27 protein-coding genes are annotated in these 23,688 nt (G+C 65.8%); 10 read left to right on the top strand and 17 right to left on the bottom strand.

What is annotated here, in order from left to right; all coding sequences use genetic code 11:
* Positions 1 to 9: 9 nt before the first annotated feature.
* Positions 10 to 942, top strand: a complete 933-nt coding sequence (gene pheA / locus VF34_RS13155) for a prephenate dehydratase (protein ID WP_032374194.1) — start codon at positions 10 to 12, stop codon at positions 940 to 942.
* Positions 939 to 1,604 carry a histidine phosphatase family protein gene (locus VF34_RS13150; protein ID WP_032374193.1) on the top strand — a complete coding sequence of 222 codons (666 nt, stop codon included), beginning with the start codon at positions 939 to 941 and terminating at the stop codon, positions 1,602 to 1,604. The genes pheA and VF34_RS13150 overlap by 4 nt, the downstream gene beginning before the upstream one ends.
* On the opposite strand, the gene VF34_RS13145 is transcribed toward VF34_RS13150, so the two are convergent.
* The 4 genes from VF34_RS13145 to VF34_RS13130 form a co-directional block, all read right to left on the bottom strand.
* Positions 1,597 to 2,460, bottom strand: a complete 864-nt coding sequence (locus VF34_RS13145) for an ESX secretion-associated protein EspG (protein WP_052063017.1) — start codon at positions 2,458 to 2,460, stop codon at positions 1,597 to 1,599. The two genes, VF34_RS13150 and VF34_RS13145, sit on opposite strands and share 8 nt — an antisense overlap.
* A complete protein-coding gene (locus VF34_RS13140) occupies positions 2,457 to 3,647 on the bottom strand; it encodes a PPE domain-containing protein (RefSeq protein ID WP_045841513.1) in 1,191 nt (396 codons plus the stop codon). Before VF34_RS13140 ends, VF34_RS13145 begins: the two co-directional genes overlap by 4 nt.
* Before the next feature lie 66 nt (positions 3,648 to 3,713).
* Positions 3,714 to 4,025: a PE family protein gene (locus VF34_RS13135; protein ID WP_032374192.1), complete on the bottom strand. Its 312-nt coding sequence runs from the start codon at positions 4,023 to 4,025 to the stop codon at positions 3,714 to 3,716.
* A gap of 88 nt (positions 4,026 to 4,113) precedes the next feature.
* Positions 4,114 to 4,680, bottom strand: a complete 567-nt coding sequence (locus VF34_RS13130; RefSeq protein ID WP_032366732.1) for a histidine phosphatase family protein — start codon at positions 4,678 to 4,680, stop codon at positions 4,114 to 4,116.
* A 249-nt stretch (positions 4,681 to 4,929) separates the two neighbouring features.
* Here VF34_RS13130 and VF34_RS13125 point away from each other — a divergent pair, with 249 nt between their 5' ends.
* Both VF34_RS13125 and VF34_RS13120 read left to right on the top strand, forming a co-directional pair.
* On the top strand, positions 4,930 to 5,124 hold the full coding sequence (locus VF34_RS13125) for a CbtB domain-containing protein (protein WP_027494840.1): 195 nt from the start codon (positions 4,930 to 4,932) through the stop codon (positions 5,122 to 5,124).
* Positions 5,115 to 5,885 (top strand): CbtA family protein, encoded by a 771-nt coding sequence (locus tag VF34_RS13120; RefSeq protein ID WP_032366733.1) that lies wholly within the window; start codon positions 5,115 to 5,117, stop codon positions 5,883 to 5,885. Before VF34_RS13125 ends, VF34_RS13120 begins: the two co-directional genes overlap by 10 nt.
* A gap of 130 nt (positions 5,886 to 6,015) precedes the next feature.
* Here the strand turns inward: VF34_RS13120 and VF34_RS13115 are convergent, their stop codons facing one another.
* Both VF34_RS13115 and VF34_RS13110 read right to left on the bottom strand, forming a co-directional pair.
* Entirely contained in the window at positions 6,016 to 6,348 is a 333-nt protein-coding gene (locus tag VF34_RS13115) for a metallopeptidase family protein (RefSeq protein WP_027494838.1), read from the bottom strand.
* Between the two features lie 13 nt (positions 6,349 to 6,361).
* Positions 6,362 to 7,444 (bottom strand): septum formation family protein, encoded by a 1,083-nt coding sequence (locus tag VF34_RS13110; RefSeq protein WP_027494837.1) that lies wholly within the window; start codon positions 7,442 to 7,444, stop codon positions 6,362 to 6,364.
* A gap of 34 nt (positions 7,445 to 7,478) precedes the next feature.
* Between VF34_RS13110 and VF34_RS13105 the strand changes: the two genes are divergently transcribed.
* Complete coding sequence (locus tag VF34_RS13105) at positions 7,479 to 7,871, top strand: ankyrin repeat domain-containing protein (protein WP_032366735.1); 393 nt, start codon at positions 7,479 to 7,481, stop codon at positions 7,869 to 7,871.
* 11 nt (positions 7,872 to 7,882) lie between these two features.
* Positions 7,883 to 9,136, top strand: coding sequence for a serine--tRNA ligase (gene serS, locus VF34_RS13100; RefSeq protein WP_032374191.1), 1,254 nt, complete (start codon positions 7,883 to 7,885; stop codon positions 9,134 to 9,136).
* A 7-nt stretch (positions 9,137 to 9,143) separates the two neighbouring features.
* Here the strand turns inward: serS and VF34_RS13095 are convergent, their stop codons facing one another.
* Positions 9,144 to 10,028 carry a hypothetical protein gene (locus tag VF34_RS13095; protein ID WP_032374190.1) on the bottom strand — a complete coding sequence of 295 codons (885 nt, stop codon included), beginning with the start codon at positions 10,026 to 10,028 and terminating at the stop codon, positions 9,144 to 9,146.
* Positions 10,029 to 10,128: 100 nt separating this feature from the next.
* Here VF34_RS13095 and VF34_RS13090 point away from each other — a divergent pair, with 100 nt between their 5' ends.
* Together VF34_RS13090 and VF34_RS13085 are read left to right on the top strand one after the other, a co-directional pair.
* Complete coding sequence (locus VF34_RS13090; protein ID WP_032374189.1) at positions 10,129 to 10,869, top strand: lysophospholipid acyltransferase family protein; 741 nt, start codon at positions 10,129 to 10,131, stop codon at positions 10,867 to 10,869.
* 9 nt (positions 10,870 to 10,878) lie between these two features.
* Positions 10,879 to 11,364 (top strand): GNAT family N-acetyltransferase, encoded by a 486-nt coding sequence (locus tag VF34_RS13085; protein WP_032374188.1) that lies wholly within the window; start codon positions 10,879 to 10,881, stop codon positions 11,362 to 11,364.
* Between the two features lie 33 nt (positions 11,365 to 11,397).
* On the opposite strand, the gene VF34_RS13080 is transcribed toward VF34_RS13085, so the two are convergent.
* Positions 11,398 to 12,813 (bottom strand): sensor histidine kinase, encoded by a 1,416-nt coding sequence (locus tag VF34_RS13080; RefSeq protein ID WP_155289566.1) that lies wholly within the window; start codon positions 12,811 to 12,813, stop codon positions 11,398 to 11,400.
* On the bottom strand, positions 12,810 to 13,493 hold the full coding sequence (locus tag VF34_RS13075; protein ID WP_080733310.1) for a response regulator transcription factor: 684 nt from the start codon (positions 13,491 to 13,493) through the stop codon (positions 12,810 to 12,812). Before VF34_RS13075 ends, VF34_RS13080 begins: the two co-directional genes overlap by 4 nt.
* Positions 13,494 to 13,620: 127 nt before the next feature.
* Between VF34_RS13075 and VF34_RS24340 the strand changes: the two genes are divergently transcribed.
* Entirely contained in the window at positions 13,621 to 14,223 is a 603-nt protein-coding gene (locus VF34_RS24340; RefSeq protein ID WP_155289565.1) for a hypothetical protein, read from the top strand.
* A gap of 83 nt (positions 14,224 to 14,306) precedes the next feature.
* On the opposite strand, the gene VF34_RS13065 is transcribed toward VF34_RS24340, so the two are convergent.
* The 7 genes from VF34_RS13065 to VF34_RS13035 form a co-directional block, all read right to left on the bottom strand.
* Entirely contained in the window at positions 14,307 to 15,140 is an 834-nt protein-coding gene (locus tag VF34_RS13065) for an LLM class F420-dependent oxidoreductase (protein WP_032374185.1), read from the bottom strand.
* Positions 15,141 to 15,201: 61 nt separating this feature from the next.
* Positions 15,202 to 15,639, bottom strand: a complete 438-nt coding sequence (locus tag VF34_RS13060; protein ID WP_032374285.1) for a nitroreductase family deazaflavin-dependent oxidoreductase — start codon at positions 15,637 to 15,639, stop codon at positions 15,202 to 15,204.
* A 414-nt stretch (positions 15,640 to 16,053) separates the two neighbouring features.
* Complete coding sequence (locus tag VF34_RS13055) at positions 16,054 to 16,647, bottom strand: DinB family protein (RefSeq protein ID WP_045841681.1); 594 nt, start codon at positions 16,645 to 16,647, stop codon at positions 16,054 to 16,056.
* Between the two features lie 5 nt (positions 16,648 to 16,652).
* A complete protein-coding gene (locus VF34_RS13050) occupies positions 16,653 to 17,396 on the bottom strand; it encodes a CPBP family intramembrane glutamic endopeptidase (protein ID WP_032374184.1) in 744 nt (247 codons plus the stop codon).
* Positions 17,397 to 17,415: 19 nt separating this feature from the next.
* Positions 17,416 to 18,714, bottom strand: a complete 1,299-nt coding sequence (locus VF34_RS13045; RefSeq protein WP_371828123.1) for a YhgE/Pip domain-containing protein — start codon at positions 18,712 to 18,714, stop codon at positions 17,416 to 17,418.
* 147 nt (positions 18,715 to 18,861) lie between these two features.
* Positions 18,862 to 19,374 (bottom strand): peptide-methionine (S)-S-oxide reductase MsrA, encoded by a 513-nt coding sequence (gene msrA, locus VF34_RS13040; RefSeq protein WP_032374182.1) that lies wholly within the window; start codon positions 19,372 to 19,374, stop codon positions 18,862 to 18,864.
* Positions 19,375 to 19,429: 55 nt separating this feature from the next.
* Positions 19,430 to 20,461, bottom strand: a complete 1,032-nt coding sequence (locus VF34_RS13035) for an NADP-dependent oxidoreductase (RefSeq protein WP_032374181.1) — start codon at positions 20,459 to 20,461, stop codon at positions 19,430 to 19,432.
* A 75-nt stretch (positions 20,462 to 20,536) separates the two neighbouring features.
* Between VF34_RS13035 and VF34_RS13030 the strand changes: the two genes are divergently transcribed.
* Positions 20,537 to 21,373 carry a Cof-type HAD-IIB family hydrolase gene (locus VF34_RS13030; protein ID WP_032374180.1) on the top strand — a complete coding sequence of 279 codons (837 nt, stop codon included), beginning with the start codon at positions 20,537 to 20,539 and terminating at the stop codon, positions 21,371 to 21,373.
* Between the two features lie 78 nt (positions 21,374 to 21,451).
* On the opposite strand, the gene VF34_RS13025 is transcribed toward VF34_RS13030, so the two are convergent.
* Positions 21,452 to 23,632, bottom strand: a complete 2,181-nt coding sequence (locus tag VF34_RS13025) for an N-acetylmuramoyl-L-alanine amidase (protein ID WP_032374179.1) — start codon at positions 23,630 to 23,632, stop codon at positions 21,452 to 21,454.
* Between the last annotated feature and the right edge of the window lie 56 nt (positions 23,633 to 23,688).

Below are 23,688 nucleotides of genomic sequence, written 5' to 3'. Positions count from 1 at the left end.
CCTCGAGACGTGCCTCGCATCGCTTACTTCGGCCCATCGGGAACGTTCACGGAGATGGCGCTGGCGCAGTTCGAAACGCTCGGCGCATTCGATGGGGTCGGCCTGGTTGGGGACGTCCAGAGGGTGTCGGCCGCGAGCCCGCCCGCGGCGCTCGAGGCCGTTCGATCCGGTGCCGCCGACGCCGCAGTGGTTCCCATCGAAAGTTCCATCGAGGGGGCCGTGCCGCCGACGCTCGACGCATTGTCCGAAGGACGGCGATTGCAGATCGTCGCCGAGACCGAGATCGAGGTCGCGTTCACCATCGTCGGCGGGCCCGGTGTCACGCTCGACTCGGCCCGCACGATCAGCGCGTACCCCATCGCCCTCAGCCAGGTCCGGCAGTGGTTGCAGGCCACGATGCCCGACGCCGTCGTGCAGTCTGCGACCTCGAATGCCGGTGCAGCAGAAGATGTTGCCGCCGGCGTGGTCGACGCCGCTGTCTCGACACGGTTGGCCGGGGAGCGATTGTCTCTGCCGACGCTGGCCGACGGCATCATCGACGTCGAGGGTGCGCGCACCCGCTTCGTGCTGGTGACTCCGCCGCAGCCGGTGCCCGCCCGCACCGGTGCCGACCGCACCTCGGTGGTGCTGAAGCCGCCGAACGACCCGGGTACGCTGCCGGCAGCGTTGGCGGAGTTCGGAATTCGCAACATCGATCTGACGTTCATCGAATCACGCCCTACCCGTTCGCAATTGGGCACCTACATGTTCTTCGTCGATTGCGCCGGGCATGTGGACGATCCCCTCGTCGCCGAGGCGCTGACCGCGTTCCACCGGAAGATGCCGCTACGGTTCCTCGGATCATGGCCCACAGCAACGACATCGGGAGGTTCGGTGCCGCAACCGATCGACGAGCACGTGCAGTGGTTGTCCGAAATTCGTTCCGGTCGGGGTGATCTGTGATGGGCAAGCTCATTCTCGTTCGGCACGGGCAGACCGTCTCCAACGTCGCGAAGAAGCTGGACACAGCGCCGCCGGGAGCCGAACTCACCGAGCTCGGGCACCGGCAAGCCGAGGCGTACGCGCAGACGCGGCTGGGTAATCCCCCCGCCGTGTTGGTCTCGTCGATTGCGTTGCGCGCCAAGCAGACTGCGGGCTACGTCGAGCGCGGCACCGGAGTGCCCCTCGTCGTGACCGACGGTATCCAGGAGACGTCCGCCGGAGAGCTGGAAGATCGAGACGATCCCGAGGCGCACCGACTGTTCACCGAAATCTTCTACCGGTGGCATACCGGAGATCTGGATGCGGCCGCGCCGGGTGGCGAGAGCGGGCGCGCAGTGTTGGCGCGCTACGTCCCGGTGCTCGACGAGCTGCGTGGACAGTACCTGGGTGACGACACCGCCGGAGACGTCGTCGTCGTGAGCCACGGAGCCGCAATTCGACTGGTCGCGGCGGCCCTCACCGGTGTCGACGGCACCTTCGCCGCCGACAACCATCTCGACAACACCCAGACAATCGAGCTGTTGCCGCTACCCGACGGTGGCTGGGCATGCGCCAAGTGGGGCACGTTCCTGCCGCCGTTCGAGGGCAAGGGCAGCGACAAGGCAGACAACCCGATCAGCTGATCGCTGGATTGCCGATCGCTGGGTTCGTGGTCGCTGGGTTGGTGGTCGCTGGGTCCTTGGCCGACGAGATCAGCTCTGTCAGAGCCGCGGTCACCCGGTGATCCGACGCGCCGGTCAACGAGCTCCACGAACGACCGTCCGCGGCGACAGTGGAGGTGGCGACGATCCGTCCGGCGCGGGTGTCGAACAGGGCCACCGGACGCCCGGCCCCGCGCCGAGTCCCATGCCTGCGGGTCACGGCCGTGATCTCGGTCCTGCCCGCGCACGTGGCCATCGCCGAGGCCAGAGTGAGGGCCCGGTCGTCGGCGATTCCGATGCTACGCAGACGGGAAGCGGTGCCGCCCACGTCGGACGGTGCCGCGTCCAGTGCCTCGGCCAGTAGGTCGGTGGGCGCGTTGACGCTGCCGGGATCGAACGGCGGTGCCGATCCCAGCGACGAGACGAGATCGCGAGCCGTATCCCCGGCGATGACGCGCAGAGTGATGACGTTCTCTCGCCGTACCGCCGACACCGCGATGGTGTCGTCGGATGCGATGCAGATCCGAGTCACGGGAACGGTGTCGCCCTCGAACTGTCGCGCCGAGACGTACCAGCGGGGTTGTTCCAGGACCCGCAGCCAGTGGCGAACGTCCTCGTGGACCGCGGTGCCGTCCCACAGTCCTGCCGCCGCGAGGGCCTGACGGCCGCGGTCGACAGCACGGTCGCGGGCTTTCGCGTCGTCGAAGCGTGGGAAGACGTCGAGCACGACGGGTAGTTCGGCAATCGAGAGTTCGTCGACCAGGAAATCCATCTCGTCGATACCGAGTGCGGCACTCGGCAGTGTGTGGCCCACCGGCACGGTTCCCAAGTCGATCACCGGCCGTTCTCACTGATGTTGTCGAGGGCTGGGTTGTCGAGGGCTGGGTCTGCTCCGATGACCGACGGTGCCACCGTGCGGCCGTCGGCGAAGTGCTCGAACTGTTTGAGGTATTCCGGGGTGTCGTGTTCGTCGTCGTCCTGCGCCCGTGTTCCCGACGCGGGCGCAGCACCAGTTCCGGTTCCGCGCTGAGCGAGACCACCCTCGGCTGCGGTCGGTGCGCCGACCGTGGAAGCAGGACTGCTCTGTACTGCACCCGTGAGTGCCGATCCAGCGCCGAGGGGACTCGACGCCGAACCGGGCATTCCCGGTCCGCCGCCGATGCTGCCGCTGCTTCCGCCCAGTCCGCCGTACGCCACTGGACGGGTGGATGCCGGCCCGACGGCGGGAGATGCCGAACCGCCGGCTGCGAAGGAGTGGCCGATGCCGGTACCGGGTCCACTCGGCGGCGGCGTCGAGACCAGGTTGGATGCCGCGGTGGCCACCGTGGACACGCCCGTTCCGGCGATCGAGGTGGCGGCACTGCCGAGCTGCCCGGCTGCGGCTGCGACGCCGGGGTTCTGCGTCGCGGCCATCAAACTGCCGACCGCAGCCTGAACAGGTGACGTCATCAGCGCACCGTTGGCGAATTTGCCGAGACCACTGCCGGATTCGGACACGATGGCGGGTGCATGATCGAACGTCGTCTTCGCGATCAGGTGCGAGGAGACCAGCTCGAATCCCTCCATGACCATGGCTGCGCGGATGTCGAGCAATCGATCTGCGACCTCGGCTGCCTCGTAACTTCCGTTCAGTGCGCCGCCGGTCGACGCAGCCGTCACCTTGGCAGCTTGCACGGCACCGATCTCGACGAGCGACGGCATGGTGGCCAGTGCGACGCCGTACGAGGTTCCCGCGGCGGGGGCTTCGATCGACAGTGCCGCTGCCTTCAGTGCGGTGGCTCCGGTCCACGTGGTGAACCGGGCGAGGGCGGCCTGCGCGAGGAGGGCCGACTCACCCTCCCAGCCCGCGGTCAGGGCTGTCGTGATGGCGGCGATGCTCACCGAGGCCTCGGTGAAGGCCGCGGCCACCGAACCCCAGGCCCCGCCGGCGACATGTAGAGGCACCGGTCCGGGCCCCAACAGTCGCGTCGAATTCCCTGTCGCAGTTCGTGGTAGCCACACCACACCTGTCACACCGAGCGTCATTGTCCAGCCCCCATGATGTTCGAGCCCCCGTGTCGTTTTCGAAACCGTTGCCGGTCGATGAGTGCGTCAGATGCCGGCGAGCCCCGGCAGGCCTCCGGCGGTGTCGTCGTCGGTCGCCAGGTAGTCCGCGGCCTGTTTGCGCAGTTCCTCGGCGGCCCGGTGTAGCTCCGAAATGCCTTGTGTTGCAGCAGGGCCGAAGGTATCGGCCGCGGTGGCGAAGAAGCGATCGGTCAAGAGCGACACCTCGTCGGTGCCCGGCGGTAGCGGCCGAACAGGAAGAGCCGTCGCAGTGACGGCGGCCTGCAATCGGGCAGCGACCGCATCGAGTTCCGAGGCAGCGAGCTGCAGAGCCACCGGATCGACTTTGATGACGGTCATGAGCACGCTCCCTGCGATCGACGAACTGGGCTGTCGGTAGGTAGGACGCCGCCGTGCCCGGATCGGTTCCATCGATGCCGGAAAGAATTCAGAGAGACTTTTGTGCCACCGAATCCGTCGTCCACAGCGAGCCTCGGCGATGGATCGAGGTGCGCGTCAACGGTGCGACGTCGACCCGCCAGAACGAGCTGACCGGTGCCGCCAGCACCAGCACGACCGCGGCCCTGATCACCGCGGGTGCGGTCACGGCCAGCGTGCGGCCCGGCGTCGAACCGACCTCGTCGAGCCACGTCCGGACGCGAGCGAACAACGCCTCCAGAGATTCACCGCCCGGCGGTGTGAATGCCGGGTCGCCGAGCCAGGCCATCGCGTCGGCGTCGGGCAGATCGGTCATCTCGAGACCGGACCACCGGCCGTACGCGACGTCGGCCAACGCGGGTTCGACGGCGACGTCGCTGCCGAAGATGTCGGCAGTGGATCGGGACCGCAGCTCCGGGCCGCACACCACTCGGTCGGCACGCGGAAAGTCGGTCACCTCGGCGAGTGCGCGCACACCCGCCTCGTCGAGTGGCTCGTCGGCAGGAAAGCGGCCCGAGCGCATCGCATCGGTCCTTGCGTGGCTCACCAACGTCAGGCGGGTCGTAGGCGCAGTCACCGCGTCATTGTGGCATCGGACTGTGTTCTCTCGAGGACAGTGATTGACAGAGAGTCGAACGCGGTGCCACAGTGCGCAGGTAAGACGCGATGTACGCAGGTAATCCGGTGAAAATCCGGAACGGTTGCGCCACTGTGATCGACGTCGGGCAGATGTCCGAATTCGAGAGCCAGAAAACTCGTACATCACATGGCCGTCCCTTCATCTCCGAAGGGACTACGGGACGCACAATCCCAGGAGGACACCCCCATGGCAATACTTCATGCACCCAGCAACACGACGGAATCGGCGGCCCTCGCCGTCATCGTCGCCGCGACGATACTGCTCGCATTCGTTGTGCTCTACCTCGTCGGATTCGACCAGGGCGCGATCTCGCGTAGTGGCATGTACATGCACGAACTGATGCACGACGGCCGCCACCTGCTGGGCCTGCCATGCCACTGACCGGGACGTTCGTTCAACTGCTGGTGCGAGGTCTGCTCGCCGGTCTCGTCGCGGGACTGCTCGCCGGCGGAGTTGCCTTCGTCATCGGTGAGCCGCACGTCGATTCGGCCATCTCCATCGAAGAAGCAGCAGGCGAGGCACACCACGCCGACTCCGATGCGACTGCTGCGCACTCGCACGGAGACGAGGACGCCCTCGTCAGTCGCGACGGGCAACGCGTCGGACTGTTCCTCGCCACCGGACTCGCCGGACTCGCACTCGGCGCGATCTTCGCCTCGGTACTGCACTATGCCCGACGGTTCAGCTCGCTTCCGGGCTCGATCCTCGCGCTCCTCGGAGCCGGGGCCGGATGGCTGGCAATCGAAGCGGTGCCGTTCTTCAAGTATCCGGCCAACCCACCGGCCGTCGGGGACCCGGAGACGATCACCCAGCGCACCTGGCTGTGGTTGGCGTCGGTGATTCTCGGTCTGCTGGCCGTGGGAGTCGCGATCTACGTGGCGAAGGCGGTGGCGTCGCAGTCGTCGGTGGCGGTTCGCGTCGGTGCTCCGACAGTGGCGTTCCTCGTGATCGTCGGTGTGGGTTATGCACTTCTACCGGGTGTGAACGAAGTGGGTTCGGACTTCCCGGCGACCCTGCTGTGGGAATTCCGACTCTCGTCACTGGCCACGCAGGCAACCCTGTGGCTGGCTCTGGGACTGGGATTCGCGTTCCTGACCGACCGCGCGGTGCGGCCGGTTCGTCGAGAGGCTGTCTCGGCTTAACCCTGTTTTGCCCGCCCCCCCAGGTTGGGATCAATGCGCCTTTGTTGCAGTCTGACCGACTGAAACCCACATTGATCCCAACCGGGGGTGGCATTACGGGGGTGGGGGTGGCGATCGGGGGCGAGCGCGATCAGCCGAATCCCAGTTGATGCAGGCGTTCGTCGTCGATGCCGAAGTGATGGCCGATTTCGTGCGCGACGGTGATGGCGATTTCGCGTCGGGCCTCGTGTTCGTCGTCGACCATGTCGAGGATCGGTTTGCGGTAGATCGTGATGACGTCGGGCAAGTGTCCGCTGTATTCGTAGCGTTCGGTCAACGCGATTCCCTCGTACAACCCGAGGATGTCCTCGGTGGGGTGTTCTTCCTCGACGAGGACGACCACGTTGTTCATGAAGTCGGTGAGTTCTCGCGGCAGGGTGTCGAGAGCGTCGGACACCGCTTCTTCGAAATCGACGCGGGTCATGTGCGTGGGGATGTCAGCCTCCGGTGGTGATCGGAGCGGCACCGGGCAGCGGAGTCGGGAGGGCGCGGCCGTCGGGGGCTGCGGGCGGCGGTACGGGCGCGGCACCGTTGATGAGGATGTCGCCCTTCGCGCTGCCGACGATGGTCGCGAATCCACCGGAGTCGAGTTCCTTGCCCACCGAGCAGGTCACCTGACGGCTACCGGCGAGCCAGCTCGAGACGTCGATCGTGTCCCAGAACAACGTCAACGTCTTGTCCCGCAGCGCGTTCTCCGAGCCGAGGTATCCGTTGACGGCGTCGGTGCAGGTCTTCTCCAGGTACGCGTCCTGGTCGCCTTCCGACGGATGCCCGCCGGGGAACTGCTGCGTGAGGTTGATCACCGAGGCAACCTCGAACGCGTGGGGAGTCGAGCAGTCCACCGGGTCGGCAGGCACGTTCTGGTTGATTCCGATGCACGTGCCCGTCGGCCACACCTTGGACTGGTCCTGGTCGAGGATCGAGCCGGTCATCTCGAGCAGCGCACCGGTGTTCGACGGCATCTGCACACCGCACCGCAGCGTGCGCTCGCCCTTGGCCCATCCGGCCTGGCTGGGGAACATCAGGCCGACGCCGTAGCGGCCGTTCGGGTCGAACTTGGCACCGACGTAGCCGTCGACGGCGGCGGTGCAGTGCTCGTCGCGCAGTTCGCCGAAGCGCAGCGCTCCCGGGTACGGCGCGCCAGGGCCGAATTCGATGCCGGGGTAGACGCTCATGTCGATGTCGCGGGCCACCTCGAAGCGGTGGGCGTCGGCGCACGGCACTTCGCTGAGGTCCTGACGATCGGTTTCGGGATCGTCGGTGGGCGTCCACTGCAGGCATACGCCCGGGTCGGCGGCACCGAAGGACTTCGCGGACACCGGACCTGCGGTGGCGGGGCCACTGGCCGTCGAATGCGTGGTGATCTTCTCGGGAGTCGAGAATCCGCCGGACAGGAACACTGTTGCCCCCGCGGCCAGGACTGCACCGACGGCCACCATGGCGAGGCCGCGTCGAGCAGTGGTGGCCGAGAGAGTTCTCCGACTCTCGCTCGTCGTGGGGTCTGGTTCTGTAGCGGACATCGCCCTCCATCATGCCCGAGTATGTTCGGTCGACATGAGCGACCCAACGGGTGACGACGACCTCAGTGAGCTGGCCGGTCGACTGTTCGCAATGGCACGTACCGGTGACGCCGTCGGTCTGGCGAGTTACGTCGACGCCGGAGTTCCGGTGAATCTGCACAACGAGTCGGGGGACACCCTGCTCATGTTGGCCGCCTATCACGGTCACGCCGATGCGGTACGGGTGCTGGTCGAACGCGGTGCCGATGTGAACAAGGCCAACGACAAGGGTCAGAGCCCACTCGCGGGCGCTGTGTTCAAAGGCGAGGACGAGGTGGTGCGGCTGCTCGTCGACGGCGGAGCCGACCCACACGGCGGCCACCCCTCGGCGATCGACGCAGCCACGATGTTCGGACGCGAGGACTACCTGGGCTTGCTCGGCAAGTAAGGTTTGCTCTCGTGATCGACCTGAAATTGCTTCGCGAGAACCCCGACGCAGTGCGCGCCTCGCAGCGCACCCGAGGCGAGGACCCCGCTCTCGTCGACGCACTTCTGGATGCCGACGCATCCCGCCGGGCCGCGGTTCTGGCCGGCGATCAGCTGCGTGCCGAGCAGAAGGCGCTGGGAAAGCAGGTCGGTAAGGCCTCCGCCGAGGACCGCCCCGCGCTACTCGCCGGCGCATCGGAACTCGCCGCGAAGGTCAAGGCCGCCCAGGCCGCCGAAGCCGAGGCCGACGCAGCCCTCGACGCGGCCCATCGCGCGATTTCCAACATCGTCCAGGACGGCACGCCCGCAGGCGGCGAGGACGACTTCGTCCTTCTCGAGACCGTCGGGCAGATCCCGGAGTTCGATTTCGAGCCGAAGGACCACCTCGAACTCGGCGAGTCGCTGAACCTGATCGACATGGAACGCGGTGCCAAGGTCTCGGGCTCGCGCTTCTACTTCATGACCGGCTACGGCGCGTTGCTGCAGCAGGGGCTGCTTCAGCTCGCCGCGCAGAAGGCCGTCAAGAACGGGTTCACCATGATGATCCCGCCGGTTCTCGTGCGGCCGGAGATCATGTCGGGAACCGGCTTCCTCGGCGCACACGCAGACGAGATCTACCGCCTCGAAGCCGACGACCTCTACCTCGTCGGAACCTCCGAAGTTGCTCTCGCCGGCTACCACTCGGGCGAGATCATCGACCTCGCCGACGGCCCGAAGCGCTACGCAGGCTGGTCGTCGTGCTTCCGTCGTGAAGCGGGCAGCTACGGCAAGGACACCCGCGGCATCATCCGCGTCCATCAGTTCGACAAGATCGAGATGTTCTCGTACATCAAGCCCGAGGACGCGGCGGCCGAGCACCGGAAGCTGCTGCAGTACGAGAAGGAAATGCTCGCCGCAGTCGAATTGCCCTACCGCGTCATCGATACCGCAGGCGGAGACCTCGGGTCCTCGGCCGCGCGCAAGTTCGACTGCGAAGCATGGGTCCCCACGCAGAAGGCATACCGCGAGCTCACCTCGACCTCGAACTGCACGACCTTCCAGGCCCGACGCCTCGGCGTGCGATACCGCGACGAGAACGGCAAGCCTCAGACCGCCGCCACCCTGAACGGCACCCTCGCCACCACGCGGTGGATTGTGGCGATCCTCGAAAACCACCAGCAGGCCGACGGCACCGTCCGGGTTCCGGAAGCCCTCGTGCCCTTCGTCGGGACCGATGTCCTGAAGTAATGCAGGATCAGGCGATGTCGCCGATGCAGTAGCCCTCGCCGCCGATCGCCAGCAGGAACGTGCGGTTCTGGTAGACCCCCGAGGCGTCGATGATGTCTGCATTGACCTGCGTGTAGACGCCGTTCTGAGCCGTCACGAACACACTGTCGGGATCGAACGAGGTGATGCTCGGCAGAATTGCCGGGTTCTCGGCTAGAGGTGGGGCAGTAGGAGACCCGGTGCCGTTCGGATCCCACGTGCCGCGGCTGTCGCACACCAGCGGGTAGCTCTCTTCGACGTCGCCCCGATTGACGGGGATACCGGCGATGCGTCCCAGATAGCGATCGACGGTGTAGACCGCGTCCGTCGCGTCGAACACCGGCGTCGTGCCGGTGGGATAGACGGTAGGGCAGGCGTAGCCCGACGCGATCTCGCTGCGTTTGATGGCGACCGTTGCCGCGGGTCCGGTCCACGTCACCGCGTACTGACCGTCGACCGCGGGAGCCGCCACCGCTGCGAGGATGGCGCCGGTGTCGAAGTACATCGTCGGAATGTCGGTCGGCGGCACAGTCCAGCACCTCGCGGTGACGACACCTATTCCGCCGCCGGTGAGATCGTTGACGAACGGCCGTAGTGCCGCGGCGGCCGCAGGATTTCCGGGGGCTTCGCCGACGGGCGGACCCGGTGGGATGGGCGGCGGTGCCGGGGTGGTGGTGGGCTCTGGGGTGCTCGACCCGGCGGCATTCGCGGACTCGGCGGTGGACCCTGCACTGCTGCTGGACGGGGCTGCGGCCTGATCGGATGGGATCCCGACCGCGGAATCGCAGGCACCGACCAGCGCAATCATCGCTATCAGCGGCAGCGCGGTTCGGCAGACCCGGCTGCGCCGCGGTGAAGCCGCTCTGTTCTTCACGTGAATTCTCTCCCCCGTAGCTTCTCGAACTGCGCACGACCCGACCGCGCTCCTGGCCGGACCTTTCTCCGACCCCGTCCACCGACTACGCTAACCGACTGTGGAACCCGTCTACCGATCAGTCATCGGCATCGCTCGCACAGTGTTCGCGTTCGAGGGCCTGAAGTTCGAGGTCGAGGGCGAGGAGCACATCCCTGCTACCGGTGGAGCGGTCATCGCCGTCAACCACACCGGATACATGGACTTCACCTACGCCGGGTTGCCGCCGCGGCGAGTGAAGCGCTACATCCGCTTCATGGCCAAGAAGGAAGTCTTCGACAACAAGATCTCCGGCCCCATCATGCGCGCACTCAAGCACATCCCCGTCGACCGCGGTGCCGGTGCGCAGTCGTACAAGGCGGCCGTCGACAGTCTGCGTAAGGGCGAACTCGTCGGCGTGTATCCCGAAGCCACCATCAGCCGGAGCTTCGAGATCAAGGAATTCAAGTCCGGTGCAGCGCGTATGGCCATCGAGGCCGGCGTCCCCATCATCCCGACGGTCATCTGGGGTGCGCAGCGAGTGTGGACCAAGGGCTACCCGAAGCGATTGGGCCGCACCAACACTCCGATCTCCATTGCCGTCGGTGAACTGATTGCGCCGGTCGGGCCGCCGAACGAACTGACCGACAAGCTGCGGTCGGTCATGCAGAAGATGCTGCTCGAGCTTCAGGAGGGCTACCACCACGAGCCCGGCGCGTACTGGGTTCCGGCCCGACTCGGTGGCAGTGCCCCGACCCTGGAGGAAGCCGACAAGCTCGACGCCCAGGATCTGGCGGCACGCGCGGCCAAGCGCGTCGAGTAGTCGGCGGGCATGAACCTCCGCGGTGAACGGGTCGTGTTGCGGCCGATCACCGCCGAGGACGTGCCGGAGCTACGCCGAATACTGCACACCCCCGAGGTGCATGCGCGGTGGGGTGACGAGGACGCCGACGAGAACTGGCCGTTCGACAACCCTGAAGAGATCCGCCTGGTTGTCGAATTAAGCTCCGCGACAGTCGGTTTGATCCAGTACGGCGAAGAGACCGACCCGATGTACCGGCACGCGTCGATCGACATCTTCCTCGATCCGGCGGTACACGGCCGCGGCATCGGAAAGGACGCGGTAGGCACGCTGGTGCGCTACCTGACAGTCGATCTCGGTCATCACCGCCTGGTGATCGATCCCGCCGCCGACAACGCGGCAGCGATAGCCTGTTACAGCGCAGTCGGTTTCGAGCCGGTCGGGATCATGCGCAAGTACGAGAAGGGACCGGACGGCTGGCACGACAGCCTGCTGATGGACTTGATCGTCGAATAGCCGACATGTTCGGGGTTTCAGTGCTTCAGGTGTTCACGCGTTCAGGGGGAGAGTCAGCCGGAATCGCGCGCCCGAAGGCCCTGCGAGGCAGACGAGTTCGCCGCCGTGGGCGCGCGCCAGTGTTCGAGCGATCGACAGCCCCAGCCCGACGCCGCCGGACGCTCGGTCACGGGCGGAGTTCAGCCTGACGAGCCGTTCGAAGATGCGCTCACGGTCTGCCTCCGCGACACCCGGTCCTTCGTCGTCCACGGTGATGAATGCGTGGGTGTCCCTGCCGACCGCTACCCGAATCGTGCCGCCGGACGGGGTGAAGCGACCGGCATTGTCGAGTACGTTCGACAGGATCTGTTCGATGCGTCCGACGTCCACTCGAACCGGAACCGGTTGCGTCGCATCGACATCGAACCGAATGTCCGGCATCAGTAGCGCTGCTCGCTCCACTGTGCGCCGGGTGATGTCGACCAGATCGATATCGGTTGCATCGAGATCCGACGTGCTCTCCGCACGAACGGAATCGAGCATGTCGCCCACCAATCGTGACGCCCTGCTCGATTCCCCGACCAGCAGCTCGCTCCAGCGCGCGACTCGATCGGGGCGATGTTCGGCGTCGCGCTGCAGCGACTGCGCCAACGCCGAGATGCCGGCGACGGGAGTGCGCAGCTCGTGTGCGGCGTCGGCCAGAAAGCGCCGCATGTCCTCCTCGGCGAGGCGGGCTGTGCGCGCCGCTGCTGCCTCGCGGCGCTCGGCGTCCTCGAGGGCGTCGAGCATCTCGTCCACGGCCGAGGCAGTACGGCCGAGGTCGGTGTTCGGTTTGGTGGGAAGCAGCCGTCTACCCCTGTCGCCGTTGGTTATTCGGCGCGCGACCGATGTCATCGAGTCCAGCGGGGACAGTGCTCGCCGCACGGCAAAGGTCAGCGCAGCGGCGGCCAGTAGCAGCGTCACAGCACCCGCTACCAGCATGAGGATGCGCAGTTGTCGCCGCACATCGGCTATGGCGGTGGTATCGCCGAGGAGAGACAGCGTCGAACCGTCGGGCAATGGTTCGGTGATCTCGAACGAATCGGACGGGGGCACAGGAGGATCGGGCGGACCAGGGGGACTGGGAGTTCGCGACTGGCCCGCAGGCGGAGCCGGGGTGGCAGGCCGGATGTCCGGGCCAGGCGGTCCGCTGCCGGGAGCGCCGTACACCGTGCCGTCCGCAGCGGTGACCCGAACTCGGATGGCGTCGCCCTGCAGGGCCTGCACCAGATCCCCGGGCCCGACGCCGCTCTCCACGAGCTCGACAGCCCGAGTTGCCCGATCCGACAACCGCGCCTCCAGATCACGCCGAAGCTGTTGACCCAGAACGACATCCACCGACGATCCGATAATCACCAGCAGTGCCGCGAACAACACGACGACGGTGGCGACCACCCGCATCCGAAGCGACGGGGTCGGCGTCCGCTTCACTGCGGAGCCCGCAATGCATAACCCAAGCCGCGGACGGTATGGATCAACCGCGGCCCATGCGCTTCCATCTTGCGACGCAACGCACTGATGTGAACTTCCACCAGGTTACCGTCGTACGCGCCGTAGCCCCAGACCGATTCCAGGATAGAGGTTTTGGAGACGGTACGTCCGCGTTGTGCGACGAGGAACGTGGCCAAGCGGAGCTCCGTCGCCGTCAGATCGAGAACCTGACCTGCCCGAGTGACCACTCCGGCGGGCTCGTCGACCAGTAGATCACCGACCTGGACCGCGTCGGAAGAACGACCACGACGCCGCAGCACGGATTTGGCGCGGGCGACCACCTCGTCGAGCTGGAAGGGCTTGACCACGTAGTCGTCAGCGCCGTCGCCCAGGCCCCGCAACCGGTCGGCCAGCTGATCTTTCGCGGTGACCATGATGATGCCTGCGTCGCTGCTCTGCCGGACGACGTCGATGAGATAGAACCCGTCCCGTGCACCGGGCAGCATGACGTCGAGGATCACCACATCCGGACGGAAGCCTGCCATCGTGGTTTCGAAGTCGTCGCCGTCGGGCAGGGACACGGCGGTGAAACCCGCGTCCTCGAACGCGGCCACGAGCGCTTCCCTGATGGGTAACGAATCCTCCACCACCATCACCCGGGGAGCGGAACTGTATGTCATGCCTCGATTGTCACCCACCAGCTGAAGTGATCCTGAAGATGCGCTCGGCTTCAGGGTGACTTCAGCTAGCGGCGGCAGTGTCGGTGACAGACCGAAACGAACGACGCAGTCCGAACAAGGAGTGAACGTGAACGATCAGACCCAACCGATTCCCGCCGCATCGAACCCCGAGCCCGGCACCGCTCGGGAGAGCAAGCCGAAGCGGTGGAAGGGACGGGTGCCGCTGGCCGCGACCGCAGCAGCGGGTCTCGCCGTCGGAGCCCTGGTGACCGCGGCTGTGTTCGCAGCCACCGGACCCGACGCCTCGCCTGGCGTGTCGACCGTGGTGTCGTCGTCTGCCCTCGGACAGCGAACCGATGGCGGCGGCGGGTCGGACGTGCCTGCTGTTCCGGCAAGCCCCGAGGCGACGGATTCCGGCGACGGATCTACGGTCCCCGCGGTTCCGACGCCACCGGGACCCGCGGACGGAACAACTCCGGCCGTGCCGGATAACGGCGCAACTCCGCCTGCCCCGCCCGCGGGTGGTCCGGGCAAGGGCGGACCGGCCGATGGTGGTCCGGGTAAGGGTGGGCCGGGCGCAGGTGGCCCGGGAGCGGTGTGCGCACCAAAAGACGGAGCGACGCCGCCCGCGCCGCCGGCACCGGCCGATGGCACAACTCCGCCCGCGCTGCCGGCACCCGCTGACGGTGCGACGCCTCCCGCACCGCCGGCAGCGCCGTCCGGTTCCTGAACGCAAGCTCGGTCGGTCCCCGCACCGGATCGGTGCGGGGACCGGTGTGGGTGGAGGCGCGACTTCCGAACGCGCCCAGGGTTTTATCTCCCGCGGTACGCGGACGCCAGCGCGGCGTACTCGTCGAGGATTTTCAACGATTCGTCGTGCGGCGCGGTGGGCAGCATGAGCGCAAGCTGCCCGAATCCCAACTCTTCGCAGGCTTGCCAGTACTCGGGATCCGCGGGGGTGCCGAACTGTAGCAACGGAACGTCGTGCCCGAGTCCTTCGCGCATCGCATCGATGCGCGCGGACATGACATCGACGGGCTGTGGGTTGGCTATCCACCCGCCGTCGTGCCGGATGACGCGCTTCACCGTCGCATCGGAGGCACCGCCGATGAATATCGGGGGGTGCGGTGTCTGCACCGGCTTGGGACGGAGGTAGGAGGGTTCGATATCGACGTGCTTGCCGTGATACTCGGCCGGCTCGTTCGTCCACAGGGCTTTGATTGCTTCGATCTGCTCGTCCAACAGTGCACCCCGTGTCTTCGGGTCGGTGCCGTGGTTGCGGATCTCCTCGAGGATCCAACCCGCTCCCACGCCGAATACGAACCGGCCCCGTGAGATCAGGTCGATACTGGCGGATTCTTTTGCAGTGGTGATGGGATCACGCTGAATGAGCAAGGTGATACCGGTGACCAGCTCGATCTTCGATGTCACCGCTGCGGCCGCTGCCAGAGTGACGAAGGGGTCGAGCGTCCGATAGTAGAAGTCGGGCATCTCTTCGCCGGTGGGAAACGCCGTCTCCCTACTGGCTGGGATGTCAGTGTGCTCGGCAACAACCAGCGAGTCGAATCCACGCTCCTCGATGGCGCGAGCCAGCGACACCGGGTCGATCCCGTCGTCGGTGACAAAGGTGGAGATTCCGATCTTCAAGGCTGTTCCTAACGTCGGGTGTCGCCCGTGCACGGGGCGTGAAGTGGGATCACAGCCGGGGTCACTCCAGGATGAAGACGGGGAGTTGCCGGTCTGTTTGGGACTGGAATTCGGCGTACTGAGCGAAGGACCCGACGGCTAGCGTCCACCATTTCTCGCGCTCGGCCCCGTCGAGCTCGCGGGCCTGGAGGGTGAGAACCTTCGTCCCGTCTTGCACCGTGACGGTGGGGTTTGCCTTGATGTTGTAGTACCACGACGGGTTCGTGGCACCGGCACCGTTGGAACCGACCATGGCGTACTTGCCGTCGGCTTCGACGCGCATCAAGGGAACGTACCGCTTCTTGCCGGACTTCGCCCCGGTGATCGTGAACAGCACGACAGGCAGACCCTGATACTCGGCCCCCTCGGTGGTGCCCTGCTCGAGAATCTGCTCGGTCAGCTCGCGGACCCAGGACTTGGGGCTCAGCTCGGTTTCGGCGGCGGTCTCGTTATCAAGCACGTGGGCGCAAACAGTCGCCATGGCCGGAAATTCCCGATACGTCTCGCTCATCGAAACTTTGCCCCTTCTCCTGGTAATTCCACCCCTTCCACACCGGGGATCGTGGCATCGATGCGTGGGCAACGCGTGGTTGGCCGCGGGCGCAGATTATCGCCGAAGACATTTTGGGGTACATCCGTGTCGGACGTGCATCCGATGCGCGATCGGGCAGGCTGGGGTCTTCGCTTCGATAGCAGGGGCGACACCGGTATCGAAGCTGCGCTCCGGGAAGGCCGTGAGAATCGAGAAAAAGAACGGTAGACGGACAGTGATCACTGCCCGGGATTTCCGCGCAGGCTGTCGTCGCGCTGAATCGGGTCATCGATCGCGGTTGGACAGGTACACCGCGAAAATAGCCGTCGAGCCGAAAATAGCTCAGTCGGCGGGACGGGCTTGATCAGCCTCTAGAGCAACGGTTTCCAACTCGGATCGGTACTGTGCCCACCATGCTGCGTCGCCGTCGGCCATGTTCTCGTTGCCGAGGCGCAGTCCGACGGAGTTGTCGATCAATTCGCGCAGTATGTCTGCGTGTCCGGCATGTCGATTCGTTTCGATGCACAGATGCACCAGTACGCGATGCAACGTCACTTCTTGTTTGTCCGCAGGCCAGTGCAGGACGCGTCCCGCTGCATCCAGGTCGAGTGAATCGATGGTCTTGTCGGCATACGTCCACGCCTCGCGGTACAGGGCGACAATGGATTCCGACGATTCTTCGGCGGTGGCCCACATGTCGGAATTCAGCCGGGCCATGCCCTCTGCTTCCAATTCCGCGAAACGAGCTGGAAACTCACGACCGAACGTGAGGCCGAAGTAGCCGTATTCGACGATGGCGAGGTGTTTGACCAACCCCAAGAGGTTGGTTCCCGTCGGCGTCATCGGTCGTCGCTTCTGGTATTCGGTGAGGCCGTCGAGCTTCCACAGCATGTTCTGGCGAGCGATCCGAAGGTATTGGTGCAGCTCGTCTTTCATGTCGCTCAGCTCGTCGATGCGTGCCACACGAGTGCTGCGGCCAGTGCGCCGAGTCCGTTCAACGACCAGTGCAGGGCGATGGGTGCAATGAGACTCCCGCTTCGACTGCGCAGCCAGGTGAAGACGACCCCGGCGGCGGCGGTCGCGACGACTGCGAGCGCGATCCCGACGATTTGCCCGAACAGCCCGCCGCCGAGAAATCCGCTGAGTCCCACGTTCCCGGCGGTCAGGCCGAGCGAGGACGCGATGTGCCACAGGCCGAACAGTAGAGATCCCGCCGCGAAGACTCCGCGGGCACCGTAGATGCGGCCCAACGTGCCGTGCAGCACTCCACGGAACGCGAGTTCTTCCGGGATGACCGTTTGCAGCGGGATGACGATCATCGAGGCGACCAGCGCCGCGGAGATGGTGGCATAGCGATCGGCCATGAAGAAGGGCCGCGTCATCGGCAGTAATGCACCGATGGCCATGACCGTCAGGACGATGCCGACGGCACCGAGTGCGTAGAGCGAACCCGTCTTCCACTGCTTGGGTGACAGTCCCAGCTCGGCCCATCCGAGTCCGCGACGGTTCGACAGGATCACCAGGAGAACGGCGGCGATCGGAACCGTCGCGATACTCGCCCACACCGTGGTGAAGTGTGCGATGAGGTTGGTGCCCACGAGCACGAGAACGACGATGGCGACGTCGAGGTAAGCGCGGACGGCCCGTCGAGGTGCGACGCTCCCGGCTGGGTTGACAGCAAGCATTGGATCGAGTGTACCGGCGTCAGCTGATGACACCCGGAGAATCGAGGCTTCTGTCGAGGCCCTTGCGGTCGTAGAGAAGGGTGAATACCAGGCCGAACACGAGCCCGATGAGCAGTCCGAGGGACGTCATACCCACCGAATGCAGCAGGCCGGCGTCGGGCGAGGCGTTGAAGTACAGGATCGATCGGGTGCCGAGGAAGATCTGATGCATCGGCTCGAACTGGGCCAGCCACGTGAAAATCGGCGGGCTCGCCTCGAGAGGAATCGTGCCACCCGAGGACGGCAGGGCCAGGATGATGAAGACGGCCAAGTTGACCAGCAACCCTGCTGTGCCGAATGCGGACATCACCGCCAGCGCCGTGAATCCGACGGCGGTGATCGCGAACGCGCCGTACATCCACAGGGTCCACGCATGGGTGATGGGCATGCTCAGCAAGTGGCTGATCAGTAGGTACAGGGCGGATACGAGCATGGCCAGAACGAACATCACCAGCCACTTGACCAACAGCGTCTGGAACCGGCTGATCCGGGTGGGTCCGCGGTGGATGTACTTCGGGCCGATTTCGGTGGGAGTGAACCCCAATAAGCCGTCGACGAGGGTGCTGACGATGGTCGCACCGGTGAATCCCGCCAAGACGAGCAGTAGCGCGTAGTAGAACGCAGACAGGCCACCGCCGGTACCGTCGGGCAGTGGATCGTGCTGGGCAACAATCACATCGATCGGCTGCGCCAACGTCAGTGCGCTCGCGCCGGCCAGTGGAGTGTCGCCGAGCTGCTGGCGAACCTGATCGGTGATCTGTTGGCCCACGGTCTGATTCACCGATTCGAAGGCAGGAGTGGCCACTCCGGTCACGAGCGACATCCCGAAGCTACCCGCCCGCGGATTGGTGTAGACGGTGATGATCGGCTTCTCGATATCACCGGGAATGATGCTGCCCTCGGCCAGGATTCCCATTCTCTTGGTGAAATCACTGGGGATGACGATGGAGCCGTAGACCTCGGCCGTGGACAACAACGATTCGGCCTGCGCAGGGCCGACCTCGCGGAACGCGACCTTCTCGGAATCGACGTTCTGAATCAATCCGTCGACGATGTCGTTGCCGATATTGCGTTGCTCACCCGCAAGGGTGTCGCCCTCGTCCTGGTTGACGATCGCAATGGGCAGATCGTGCAAGTTGCCCCGTGGATCGAGAACGCCGCCCAGATACAGGGCCGCGAGAAACGACATGAGGGTCGAGACGACAAGGATCGGAGCGAGCCAGAAGCGCGGCGAACGAAGGACGTCGGCCATCGACCGTGGGGTTCTGTCGGGTGTCACCGGATCAGTGTCGCAAGTTCGGCTTCCATGTGCGCGGTAGTTCTACCTGTGGACCGTCGGCCGTCCGGAATGGGCGTTACGCCTACCCATGTGCACGGAACTTCGTAGCAGGCTACGAAGTTCCATGCACATGCGGCGCAGCCGCTCCTAGGCGGTTGCGCGACGCGGCAGCTTCCAGTCCGGGCGAACCCAGTGGCAGGTGTAGCCCTCGGGGTACTTCTGCAGGTAGTCCTGGTGCTCGGGCTCGGCTTCCCAGAAATCTCCTGCCGGGGTCACCTCGGTGACGACCTTGCCCGGCCACAGGCCCGACGCGTCGACATCGGCGATCGTGTCCTCGGCCAGGCGCTTCTGCTCGTCGTTCAGGTAGAAGATGGCCGAGCGGTAGCTGGCTCCGATGTCGTTGCCCTGACGATTCTTCGTGGTGGGATCGTGGATCTGGAAGAAGAACTCCAGCAGATCCCGGTACGACGTCTGGGTGGGGTCGTAGACCACTTCGAGGCCTTCGGCATGGTTGCCGTGGTTGCGGTACGTCGCGTTGGGGATTTCACCGCCGGTGTAGCCGACGCGAGTGGAGACCACCCCGGGCAGCTTGCGGACGAGCTCTTCGGCTCCCCAGAAGCATCCTCCGGCGAGAATGGCGGTTTCGGTGGCTGCAGACATGTGCTCTCCTAGTTCTCTATCGAGCGATACGTGGGGTTCAACGAACGAGTCGTCCTCATAATTCCGAATCGTGGGTACGTTCGCCGACCTCGAGGACGAGTTTGCCGGTATTGGCACCGTCGAACAACAGGTTGAGCGTCGATCCGAACGCCGTGATTCCGCCGATCTCGATCTGCTCGCGCGCGGTCATCTTGCCGCTGGTGAGCAGCTCCGACAGAGCGTCGACGCCTTCCTGGTAGCGGTCGAGATAGTCGAAGATGATGAACCCGGTCATCGACGCACGGTTGATCAGCAGGGACAGGTAGTGCGCGGGTCCGGGCTGCGGTTCGGTGGCGTTGTAGCCGGAGATGGCCCCGCACAACACCACTCGCGCACCCTTACGCAGGCGCGAGAGCGCCGCATCGAGAATCTCGCCGCCGACGTTGTCGAAATAGACGTCGATGCCCTTCGGTGCGGCGGCCTTCAGGGCCTTGTACACCGACTCGTTCTTGTAGTCGATCGCCGCGTCGAAGCCCAGCTCCTCGGTGAGCCAGGCGCACTTCTCGGGTCCGCCGGCAATCCCGATCACGGTGGCTCCCTTGGCTTTCGCGATCTGACCCGCGATGCTGCCGACGGCGCCAGCCGCCCCGGAGATGACGACGGTGTCGCCCTCGGCCAGCTTGCCGACGTCCATCAACCCGAAGTAGGCCGTCAATCCCGGGAAGCCGAGGGCACCGAGCCAGGTGGGTGCCGGTGCGATCGATTCGTCGACCTTCTGCACTCCCGACCCGTCCGAGATCGCATGCTCGGTGACGCCGAACGAGCCCGAAACGACTTCGCCGACAGCGTAATCCGGATGCCGGGACTCGAGGACGCGGCCGACGGCATGAGCACGCATCACCTCACCGATGCCGACGGGAGGCACGTACGAGCGCGCATCGTTGAGCCAACCGCGCATGGCGGGATCGAGGGAGACGTAGTCGACGGTGACGACGAATTCCCCGTCGCCCGGGGTGGGGATGGGTTCCTCGGTGAGATCCCACGTCGACTCGTCGGGACGCCCCACGGGCCGCTGAGCCAAGCGGATCTGACGGTTCACGGATGTCATCTACCGTTCCTTCCACATCGAAGACGTGCATGTCGAAAACAGGGTCCTTCGACACTAGGGCAGAATGACGTCACGATGACCAACGCGCCGAACACCGCCCGCCTCGCCCCTCGCCTCGTCGCCAGCGATGTCGACGGGACCCTGCTCGACCAGCACGAACGTGTCAGTGAACGCACCAAGCGAGCTGTCGCAGCCGTCGTAGCGGACGGAGTGCCGTTCGTGCTGTCCACCGGCAGGCCGCCGCGGTGGATCCACCCCGTCGTCGACGGTCTCGGATACGCGCCGATGTCGGTGTGCGCCAACGGTGCGGTCATCTACGACGCGGCCACCGATCGCGTGCTCAGTGCGGAGACCCTCGATGTCGAGACGTTGCAGTGGCTGGCCGACGTCGCGTACCGCGCGCTACCCGGCTGCGGTCTCGCGGCCGAGCGCGTCGGTCGATCGGCGCACGACGCGGCGACGCCGCAGTTCGTCAGCTCGCCCGGCTACGAGCACGCGTGGCTCAATCCCGACAACGTCGAGATGTCCGAGGACGACGTCGTCGACGTCCCCGCGGTGAAGCTGCTGATACGTCTGTCGGGATCGACCAGCGGCCATATGGCAAACATTCTCTCGCCGCTGATCTCCGGCCGCGCCGACCTGACCTTCTCCACCGACAACGGGCTCATCGAACTGTCGGCGCCGGGCGTCACGAAGGCGTCGGGCCTGGCGAAGGTCGCCGAGACGCTGTCCGTGGACGTCGCCGATATCGTCGCCTTCGGGGACATGCCCAACGACGTCCCGATGCTGTCGATGGTCGGCCTGGGCGTCGCCATGGGCAACGCGCATCCGGCCGCCGTCGCCGCCGCGGACGAAGTGACCGTCACCAACGCAGACGACGGAGTGGCGCAGGTACTCGAACGCTGGTGGTGATTCGCTGATAGAGCGGCGCATCGAACACGACAAGGGCCGAGTCACCACGGTGACTCGGCCCTTGTCGACTGTCTGAACTCAGCCCGCGGGTGCGGGCTCCGGTGCCGGAGCGGGCTCGGCAACAGGTGCCGGCTCCACCGGCGCGGCGACCGGCTTCTGCATTTCTGCGTTGTAGGTGTCGTTGTACGTCTTGATGACCGTGGTCACGATGCCGGTGAGCTCGTTGAAGATGAGCGAACCGTTCTCGAAGTCCGTTCGGAAGCCCTCCGGCACCTTGAACTCGTCGGTGAGCGGCAGACCGAGGACGCCGTCGACACCGCCCTGCTGCAGGTACTGCTGGAAGATCTTGCCGATGACGGCCACGGCCTGGCCGGCCATGTTGGTGATGATCTCGCCGTTCTGGAACTGCGCCTTCTCGCGGCCGCCGCTGACCTGAACCAGGCCGCTGACCGGTACGCCGAGAGCGCCGGTTTCGCCGCCCGAGGACAACCACTTCTGCGCGACGGGGCTCGTCGACGCCAGGCGCTGCAATTCTGCGACCAGGGCCGGGATGTTCTCGCCCAGAGTCGAACTGACGTCCGTGCCCGGGCGTGACGGTGCCGGGTCGGTCACCGCGGTATCCGGTGCGGTGGCATCGGGCGCGGTCTCGGGTGCTGCCGGTGTGACATCGCCGCCACCGCCGAGGTTCGCGGCCGCGATGTCGCGGATCTCCCCGAGCCTGGCGTATCCGGCGTCACCGGGGCATTCGGTGTTGCCGACGTCGCGGTGACCGAAGATCACCGGCAGGTCGACGGTCTTGCCTTTGCCGATGAACGTGAAATCCGTTCCCTCGGAGGTCATCGTCGTGGTCCCCTTGGGATCCAGACCGGCCTTGCCGAGTCGCCAGCCGAGGAACTTGCCGACCGAATCGACGGTCTCCTGCGACGGATCCTGAGTGGAGTAGTCGCCCATCATGGCCACTCCGACGGTGTTCTCGTTGAATCCACCGGCGTGCGCACCCTGGACCGGCTTGTCCAAGCCGCCGGCGCGACCCTCGAAGATCTGGCCGTACTTGTCGACGAGTGCGTTGTAGCCGATGTCGCACCAGCCCAGAGTCTGCGCGTGGTACGCGTAGATGGCGCGGACGATCTCGGCCGACTCGGACTTCGAGTAGTCGTTGCTGCCCGCGGTGTGGTGCACGGTGGCACCGCCGATGAAATCGTCGATTGTCGGGTTGGCGCAACGGATCGACTCGTCGGCACCCCACTGGGCGCGGGTGATGACGTTGGGACCTGCATCGCCCGCCACCGGAGTAGCGAGGTCGCTCAACGCCGAATCGGCGGGGGACGTGCCGGGGGTGATGAGCACGGCGCTGATGTCGCTCACTGCCGACGCCAACTGCTCGGCCGACACCTCAGGAGCGGCTTCGGGCGCAGCAGGCTCTGTCGGTGCCGGATCCTGTTGGCGCAGCGGCTTGCTCGACGACGCGGGTGTGTAGCCCAAAGGCTGCTCCGCAACGGCGGGAGCAGGTGCAGTGGCATCGGAAGGCAGCGGAACAACCGGGACCTCCGGAACCGGCGGCGTTGCAAAGCTTTCGGGAGCAGCGCTGCTCGTCAGCGGAGTCAACAGCACCTGCACGGCCTTGGTGAGCCCCACGAAGATCGGTTCGGTGCCCTGCTTTTCCGCAGCGGGAACGGCGTCGCTCGCAGTGGTATCCACCGGTGCGGTCTGCAGCCACGGGCCCCAGGATCCGTCCTCGAGCTGACGTCGAACCTGTGCGCTCGCGCCGTTCAGCTGCTCGGAGGTCAACGCCACCATGCTGAACGGGGTGTCCTGCGAGATCTCCTTGACTGCCGCTCCGAGCGGCGGCCCGGTGGGGTCGGCAGCTTCAGGATTGACCGGTGCCGAGGCGTCCACCCTGGGGATCGGGGCCTGCGCGGTTGCGCCACCCGGAGCCGGCGTCGTGAGACCCGGGATGTCGGGAATCTCGATCGGCGGGATCACGATGGAGTCCGGCAGCGGCAGGTATTTCAGATCGGAGAGCCGCAGATCGGGCAGCGGCAGGCCGGTGAGCTCCTGCAGCGGAATGACGATGTCCGGTGCTGCGCTCAGCGCGGTCTCGACGATCTTCGTCGGCACGGTGACCGGGGTTGTCTCGTTGGCCGGTCGAACTCCGGTGGTCGTGCTGTCTGTCAGCCCAGCGACCGCAAACGGGGTCGCGACGGCGAGTAGTGCGACAGCACCGAGAACGATCGACGGCTTCGTTCGACGGTTCGGCAAGGCGGTACTCCCTGGTTGGTGGTAGGTACGCGTCGTAGGATCTCCCACTGCTGAAC

The sequence above is a fragment of the Rhodococcus sp. PML026 genome, from assembly GCF_000963615.1.
Classification (GTDB): domain Bacteria; phylum Actinomycetota; class Actinomycetes; order Mycobacteriales; family Mycobacteriaceae; genus Rhodococcoides; species Rhodococcoides fascians.
This window is presented reverse-complemented; position numbering and strand designations above follow the sequence as displayed.

Bases quoted from the DNA above. Each gene is read 5' to 3' on its own strand.
- VF34_RS13120 (WP_032366733.1), top strand. From the start codon at position 5,115: ATGCCACTGACCGGGACGTTCGTTCAACTGCTGGTGCGAGGTCTGCTC.
- msrA (WP_032374182.1), bottom strand. From the start codon at position 19,374: ATGTCTGCAGCCACCGAAACCGCCATTCTCGCCGGAGGATGCTTCTGG.
- VF34_RS13135 (WP_032374192.1), bottom strand. From the start codon at position 4,025: ATGACCGTCATCAAAGTCGATCCGGTGGCTCTGCAGCTCGCTGCCTCG.
- VF34_RS13050 (WP_032374184.1), bottom strand. From the start codon at position 17,396: ATGCTTGCTGTCAACCCAGCCGGGAGCGTCGCACCTCGACGGGCCGTC.
- VF34_RS13030 (WP_032374180.1), top strand. From the start codon at position 20,537: ATGACCAACGCGCCGAACACCGCCCGCCTCGCCCCTCGCCTCGTCGCC.
- VF34_RS13055 (WP_045841681.1), bottom strand. From the start codon at position 16,647: ATGAAAGACGAGCTGCACCAATACCTTCGGATCGCTCGCCAGAACATG.
- VF34_RS13075 (WP_080733310.1), bottom strand. From the start codon at position 13,493: ATGACATACAGTTCCGCTCCCCGGGTGATGGTGGTGGAGGATTCGTTA.
- VF34_RS13140 (WP_045841513.1), bottom strand. From the start codon at position 3,647: ATGACGCTCGGTGTGACAGGTGTGGTGTGGCTACCACGAACTGCGACA.
- VF34_RS13125 (WP_027494840.1), top strand. From the start codon at position 4,930: ATGGCAATACTTCATGCACCCAGCAACACGACGGAATCGGCGGCCCTC.
- VF34_RS13110 (WP_027494837.1), bottom strand. From the start codon at position 7,444: ATGTCCGCTACAGAACCAGACCCCACGACGAGCGAGAGTCGGAGAACT.
- VF34_RS13105 (WP_032366735.1), top strand. From the start codon at position 7,479: ATGAGCGACCCAACGGGTGACGACGACCTCAGTGAGCTGGCCGGTCGA.
- VF34_RS13085 (WP_032374188.1), top strand. From the start codon at position 10,879: ATGAACCTCCGCGGTGAACGGGTCGTGTTGCGGCCGATCACCGCCGAG.
- VF34_RS13115 (WP_027494838.1), bottom strand. From the start codon at position 6,348: ATGACCCGCGTCGATTTCGAAGAAGCGGTGTCCGACGCTCTCGACACC.
- VF34_RS13035 (WP_032374181.1), bottom strand. From the start codon at position 20,461: ATGACATCCGTGAACCGTCAGATCCGCTTGGCTCAGCGGCCCGTGGGG.